The 6,999-nt window shown below is 45.4% G+C and carries 6 protein-coding genes and 1 pseudogene; 3 read left to right on the top strand and 4 right to left on the bottom strand.

Going from position 1 to position 6,999, the window contains the following annotated elements; all coding sequences use genetic code 11:
- Both V5298_RS10785 and V5298_RS10780 read right to left on the bottom strand, forming a co-directional pair.
- Window positions 1-380: pseudogene (locus V5298_RS10785) on the bottom strand (glycosidase); the annotation flags it as partial.
- 15 nt (window positions 381-395) lie between these two features.
- A complete protein-coding gene (locus tag V5298_RS10780) occupies window positions 396-1,673 on the bottom strand; it encodes an MFS transporter (RefSeq protein WP_332931470.1) in 1,278 nt (425 codons plus the stop codon).
- Window positions 1,674-2,455: 782 nt separating this feature from the next.
- Between V5298_RS10780 and V5298_RS10775 the strand changes: the two genes are divergently transcribed.
- On the top strand, window positions 2,456-3,262 hold the full coding sequence (locus V5298_RS10775) for a sugar phosphate isomerase/epimerase (protein WP_332931469.1): 807 nt from the start codon (window positions 2,456-2,458) through the stop codon (window positions 3,260-3,262).
- On the opposite strand, the gene V5298_RS10770 is transcribed toward V5298_RS10775, so the two are convergent.
- Entirely contained in the window at window positions 3,254-3,496 is a 243-nt protein-coding gene (locus V5298_RS10770; RefSeq protein WP_332931474.1) for a DUF1826 domain-containing protein, read from the bottom strand. The two genes, V5298_RS10775 and V5298_RS10770, sit on opposite strands and share 9 nt — an antisense overlap.
- Window positions 3,497-3,610: 114 nt before the next feature.
- Window positions 3,611-4,222, bottom strand: coding sequence for a TetR/AcrR family transcriptional regulator (locus V5298_RS10765; RefSeq protein ID WP_332931468.1), 612 nt, complete (start codon window positions 4,220-4,222; stop codon window positions 3,611-3,613).
- A 99-nt stretch (window positions 4,223-4,321) separates the two neighbouring features.
- Here V5298_RS10765 and V5298_RS10760 point away from each other — a divergent pair, with 99 nt between their 5' ends.
- Both V5298_RS10760 and V5298_RS10755 read left to right on the top strand, forming a co-directional pair.
- Window positions 4,322-5,797, top strand: coding sequence for an efflux transporter outer membrane subunit (locus V5298_RS10760; protein ID WP_332931467.1), 1,476 nt, complete (start codon window positions 4,322-4,324; stop codon window positions 5,795-5,797).
- Window positions 5,794-6,990, top strand: coding sequence for an HlyD family efflux transporter periplasmic adaptor subunit (locus tag V5298_RS10755; RefSeq protein ID WP_332931466.1), 1,197 nt, complete (start codon window positions 5,794-5,796; stop codon window positions 6,988-6,990). The genes V5298_RS10760 and V5298_RS10755 overlap by 4 nt, the downstream gene beginning before the upstream one ends.
- Window positions 6,991-6,999 lie beyond the last annotated feature (9 nt).

The raw sequence follows: 6,999 nt of genomic DNA, 5'->3' as shown, positions 1-6,999 counted from the left end.
ATGCCAATGGTGGGACCATGATAGCCATTACACCATGTGATCCAGTATCGGTCTTCGATAAAGGCCACGCGGGGATCATATTTATAATCCGATTCGATCATGGTGGTATTTCCTGCCTCCATGACAATGGGCTCATGCTCAATATCCCAGTTGATCCCATCTTTACTAAAACCCGCAAAAATGTTCATTTGCACGGCGCGATTATCACAACGGAAAACACCGGCAAAACCATCACCAAAGGGCACAACCGCACTATTAAAAATACTGTTTGAGCTGGGTATGGCATAGCGATCGATAATGGGATTGTTAGAATATCGCCACATCACATCGTCGCAATCAGCTGGCCGGTCTTCCCATGGGATCACACTACTCTTAGACATTAAAAATTCTCCAGTCTATTTTTCTAAACGATTGTTAAAGGGCACATACTTGGCGACTAATAGCGAAGGAACCGTAGCAATCAGTACCCAGATAAAAAACTTTTGATAACCCAACCAATCACTGAGTACACCACTAAGCATTGACGGCAGCATAAACCCTAAATTCATGATCCCCGTAGCAAAGGCATAATGTGCGGTACGATATTTACCGGGCGCAATTTGCTGCATCATAAATAGGATAAGAGCAACAAAACCAAATCCGTAGCCAAAGTATTCAAAGACAACAGCTAAGGAAATGATCCAGAGCTGGTCAGGCTGAAAGGTTGCCAAAAGGGTATAAACGGCAAAAGGAATGTTGAACACCAAAGCCAAACGAAAAAGACTCTTTTTCAAACCATGCGATGATATGTAGTAGCCACCAAGTAAAGAGCCAATAACAAAGGCGGCGGCGCCGAAAGTACCGTAGATCACACCAATTTCAGATGTATCTAAGCCTAAGCCGCCTTGTTCCGTGCTCGCTTTAAAAAACAGCGGCGCTATTTTTATGGCAAACCCTTCGGCAAAGCGATAGAGCATGATAAATATCACATACCAAAGCACAAACTTTTTACTAAAGAAGGTTTTGATGACATCCCGCAAAATCGTTAGGCCCTGTTTCAGTGACTGAACGTTCTGATTAGTTTGCCCTTTAGGTAGAAACTTTATGTGGTAAATCCCCATGAACAGCATACAAGCGCCGTAGGCAGACATAACGATTGACCAGGCGGAAATCACACCAATGGATTTCTCTAGCTCGCCGGCCACATACACAAACGCCCCGCCGGACACGATTTTGGCAATGTTGTATGCCGCACCTTGCCAGCCAATGTATTTGGCCTGCTCCTCCGAAGAAAGCACATTGATATACACGCCATCCGCGGCTATATCGTGGGTGGCACCACTTATGGCAATAAGCCCTAAAAGGGCAATGGAATACTGAAAGAAGTTATCGAGGGGCAGTGTTAACGCTACTAATACGAAGGTGACGCCAGAAAAGAGTTGGGTGGCAACCACAAAGTGCTTTTGTGATCGAAACATCTCTAAAACGGGGCTCCATAATGGCTTTAACGTCCAAGGCAGCATAATTAGACTTGTCCATAAGGCTATCTGGGTATCACTTACGCCAAGGTTTTTGTACATCAGTGCCGAGGCCTGTGCTATCACTACAAAAGGCAGCCCCATGGCAAAATACATACTGGGGATCCAGCTTCCTGGGTGAATCTTCCCACTCGCGTTCATGTTGTTATTATTCAATTTGTTTACTCATAGTTGATATCGCCAATAACGCTCCGTACAACATTATCCTTTTAACACCCTAAAAAGACTTCACGGATGAACATCCCAGAGACCGAGAAATAGGCTTTCACATAAAAAATGTAATCGATAACATTTTTCCCCAGAGTAGTGGTTAATTCCTGCTGCTGTCAACTGAGTTTCCTCTTCAAAACAAAAATAACTCAACTAATCATTGAAAAATAAAAGTTTTTATAAGCCCTATTGAGGCCATGCAAGTCTCATTTTTATACAGTGTAAAAAAAGAAACACTGCTATATCGAGATAGCCATACATTAGACCATGGATTTTATGTGCTCTGCCCACCCTGCGAGCCCCCTATTACTGCATCCCTTCAGTTTTTAAAAGCTATCAGATGATAATCGTAAACAGCTAATATAAAAGAATTTTTTATAGTTTATTATCGCCAATGACTAAATACTATCTATGAATGTTTTGCCTTGTCGTCCATTCCCTGTTTAGGTAAGCAAATACTGCTTAAGCCCTTAAAACGCCGTTAATATACAAACAGGTACGGTAAAATCACCTTGATTTACTGATATAGACAAGAAAAATGAAATCGATTACATTGAAAGTAAGAATAAAGCCTATAGAAAAATTACGACGCATTCCTTTTACCTAATATGGCGGTCTTCAATCAATGACGAAGCCATGTCAGTTGGCTTGCATCAGTACAGATTAATTTAAAGCGGTTAAAAGCACGACGTACTGCTATTTTAGAATAACTAGGAAACAAAACCTTGATGACAAGCCACCACATCCCCTCCGTTGCAGCACCGAAAATCAGTATCCAGCTTTGGTCTGTCAATGATGCATTACAACGTGATTTTACAGCAACACTAACCCAACTTGCGCAAATGGGTTTTGATGGCGTGGAATTGGCTGGCCGGTTCGGCCCGTTTACTGAAGATCCCAAGGCGTTGAAAGACTGCCTAAATGCATTAGGCTTAGCAGTGAGCGGAGCCCATGTGGCAATCGAAACCCTTGATGAGGATAATCGTGAAAAGACGGTATCTTTTTATCAACAACTCGGTACCGATTTACTCATTATTCCTTGGGACGAACGGGCCTGGCACCCTGAGCAAGTTGATGATTTTATTGCCCAATTAAATGAATTGTCAGCAGCACTGGCGGGATATCACATGCGCCTTGGCTTTCATAATCATGATCAAGAATTCGGGGCATATCAAAACACAACCTATTGGGATCATATCGCCAATCATACCCATCAGGCCATCGCCCTGCAGCTAGATGCAGGATGGGTAACTTATGCCGGTCATAACCCAGTGCGCTACGTAAATCGATATGCTGAAAGGCTACCTAGCATACACTTTAAGGCGTGCGCCCTTGATAGTGCTAGCGATGATATTCCTCTCATCGGACAGGATTCCGTCGACTGGCCTACCCTCATCGATACCACCCTTGCCTTACCCAAAACTCCCTGGATAGTGCTGGAACAAGAAAGTTATCCTTGCGATCTGTCACCTATGCAAGCGGTGGCCGAATCCAAAAAAGGGCTAGATAAACTCATAGCTCAGGCGCTAGCGTAAGGGCCATATCATCACGCCTTTTACAGGGGAGCCAGGGTTAATGGTTGATAATGCCCGAGAACGGGGCTGATTGGGTGGGAGCCATTCGTTGGCAACCCACTGTGTCGCGGGGCCAGTATAAGTGGTTATTCGTCTTACCGGAATATTGTCCATATGAAACATAGGGCACATAGCCTGATTTAGCGCGGCGAGTCTTAGCCCGCGATTATCTGGCCTTTGCCAACATGCAAGCAGGATCGGTCCTACTTCCCCGTAATAACAAGACTACCTTGACGTTACAACAAGGAAGTCACAATTAGACTTCTTTCATCATGGCTCGTTAGCTTAGGTTACCGTTAATTTTCGGCTTTAGTTAGGTTTTTTATAAATTGTCAAAAATGCCTCAATGGCACGGGTTACCACATCATCAATGCAGGCTTTTTCCACATTCTCTATACAGCCAAATTGATAGAGCTCGTGAAGTTCTGCGTTTAACAGCGCTTTAAATTGCTTGGCCGCAAGATTGGTATCGCATGACACAAACCTACCTGCTGATATTTCATGCTCCAAAAACTCAGCGATTAATTGAATAACCAATCCAGGACCATTTTCATAAAAAAGCCGTCCAATATCGGAACGTTGGATTTCCGCCAAGACCATGCGTCTAGCAGCAATAACGCTAGAGTCTAAAGTCATTTTTAAAAACTCGCTACCAAACTGAGTTAGTCGAGAAGAAATAGGCAGTTCATCATCTTGCTTCAATAGCTGAAAAACAGGTTCGAAATCGGTTTCTACCGTATCTTTAACAACCGCAAAAAAAATCTCGTCTTTCGATTTGAAATAGTTATATAAGGTGGCCTTTGAGCCGCCGAATTCTTTGGCGATCATATCCATTGAAGCCACTTCAAAACCGTACTCTCGAAAAACGTATTTCGCCGCTTCAACAATCGCGTCACGTCGCGCTTGTGTTTTCACTCTCATCTTTAATACTCGTCTATATACCTTATGAAACTTGACTTGATAAGTATAACCAATTATAAATGAACCGTACAGTTTAGTTATGTGAATAAGAGGTTTATTTTGTTTAATCAATGTAAGCTGAAATTCTTGCCGGATTCACGCATATCATTAGTGGCGATTTCACTGATAGGTTTGGTGGTATTAAATGGGTGTGCAACGCCCCATAGTCAGGAATTATCAGTACCCAAAAACATTCAGGAATATCAGTATCAGCAAGCACTCGCCGATATTCATGCGATGGACTGGCCGAGCCAGCAATGGTGGGTAAAGTTAGACGACCCCCAACTAACCAATCTCATTGAAGAAGGTTTGTCTGATGCCCCAGGTATCGCCGCAGCCCAAGCTCGCTTGCAAAAAACCCTTGGCGTGACTCACCAAATGCGGGCAACCGAAGCCGTACAAGTCAGTGCTGAAGCGGCGGTTTATGAAGCCAAAGCGAGTTATAGCTATACCTCCTACGTGCCGGAATCAGCGTACAACTGGAATGACTATGCCACGGTGGGGTTAAACTTCTCATATGATCTCGATTTTTGGGGCAAAAACAAAAAACGGGTAGAAGCCGCGGTTAGCGAGACGGCGGCAAAAGAAGCGGAGCTGGCATCAGCTCGTCTACAAATATCCACCTCCATTGCCAAAGCTTATGCGGAACTGACCCGGCTTTATTACAACCTCGACACAGCACAAGAGGTTGTTAATATGCGCAGTAAAACCACCGAATTGCTTTCTAAACGATTTGATAACGGGCTAGAAAACAAAGGCGCGGTCAATCAGGCCCAGTCTCTGCAATCCAGTGCTGACGCCGAATTGCTTGCCATAAAAGAATCAATCGCACTGCAAAAAAATGTCATCGCGGCGCTAACCGGTGCAGGCCCAGACAGAGGCCTAGAGATTACTAGACCTGTGGTGGCACTCACTCAACCATTAGGGCTTCCCGATAACATAGGTGTGGGGCTTATCGGCCATCGGCCTGACATTACGGCCGCACGCTGGCAGGTTGAAGCCGCGGCGAAGCAAATTGGCGTGGCCAAAGACAACTTTTACCCCGATGTGAGTATCAGTGCCTTTCTCGGTTATCAATCATTTGGCATCGACAACTTGGTGAGCGCTGATACCTCTGCCGGCAATATCGGTCCTGCCATTTATCTGCCCATCTTTAATGGTGGCCAGCTACAGGGGCAATTAACCGTCGCCGAAGCCCAATACGAATTAGCGGTGAGCAATTACAATCAAAGTGTCACCAATGCGTTGAAAGAAGTGGCCGATGTGGTCACCAGCGACCAGCGTTTGCAGCAACGTATCGATGAAACCAAACGCGCGCTAGCCCATGCCCAGCAAGCTCATACTATAGCAACCAACCGCTATAAAGGCGGCTTAGCGACCTACTTAGATGTGTTAACCGCTGAAAATGCGGTGCTTAGCAATCAACGAGCGTTAGTCAATTTACAGTCTCGCTCACTGGCGTTACATGTCCAACTTATCCATGCCCTTGGTGGCGGTTTTGCAGCACAGTCAAGTGCAAATAAAGGTTTATCATGAGTACTCAATCCCAATCAACTGAACACTACGATCAACAACAAGCCTCCAATTCTCGCAAAAAAGGGTTTATCCGTTTAGGTATGGCAATCATTTTGGCCGCACTCGGTTACGGCGCCTATTGGTATTTCGTCGGCTCTCATTATATTTCCACGGAAAACGCTTATGTCAATGCCTCTAGCGCCGTGGTCACGCCAGCAGTCAGTGGTATCGTTACCCAAGCCGATATCTACGATACCCAAAAAGTAAAAAAGGGTGATGTGCTGGTGCGCTTAGATGACACCGATGCCAAAATTGCCGTACAACAAGCCGAAGCGAATCTTGCCTTGGCCAAGATCCGTGTTCAAAGTTATATGGCCAATGACGAAGGTTTCAGTGCCATGATCAGTGCCCGCATTGCCGATGAAAACAGGGCAAAAGCAGAGTTAGCCTCTGCAACCGCCAGTTTTGAACGCGCCAAAATCGATCTTAAACGCCGGGAAAATCTGGTGGAATCGGGTTCTGTTTCGGGCCAAGAAGTCACCGATGCACGCTCGGCTTTTGAACAGGCCGAGGCCAACCTGAACGCGGCAAAAGCCGCTGCCGCGCAGGCCAAAGCGAATCATCTTTCCACCATTGGTCAGAAAAAAGCGAATGAAGCCAACATTCTGAATACCGATGTGGAGCACAACCCACAAGTTCTTGCCGCTAAAGCTGCGCTGGAACAAGCCAAAATCAATTTACAACGTACGGTAATACGCGCTCCGATTTCGGGCGTCATTGCTAAAAGTGATATTGAGATAGGCCGCCATATTCAGGCCGGTGCCAACCTCATGACCATCGTTCCATTGGACAAAGTCTATGTGAATGCCAATTTTAAAGAGGTGGAGTTAACCGACGTGAAAGTGGGCCAACCCGTGACCCTTACTTCGGATTTATACGGCGATGAAGTGGTCTATCACGGTGTGGTTTCAGGGATTTCCCCCGGCACAGGTTCTGCCTTTTCTCTTATCCCGGCACAAAATGCCACTGGCAACTGGATCAAAGTGGTACAGCGTTTACCGGTAAGAGTAGAGATTGCGCCTAATGAACTTATTGATCACCCATTACAAGTGGGCTTATCAATGAAAGCGACCATCGATACTGATGCAGATATCGATACACAGAAAATTGCCCTGTATCGCCAGCAAAGCCAGCAACGTACCCACGAAGGTTAATAGGACTTT

The organism is Alteromonas sp. 14N.309.X.WAT.G.H12, from assembly GCF_036697315.1.
Classification (GTDB): Bacteria; Pseudomonadota; Gammaproteobacteria; order Enterobacterales; family Alteromonadaceae; genus Alteromonas.
The sequence above is the reverse complement of the archived record's forward strand: the minus strand, read 5'-3'. Positions and strand labels throughout refer to the sequence as shown.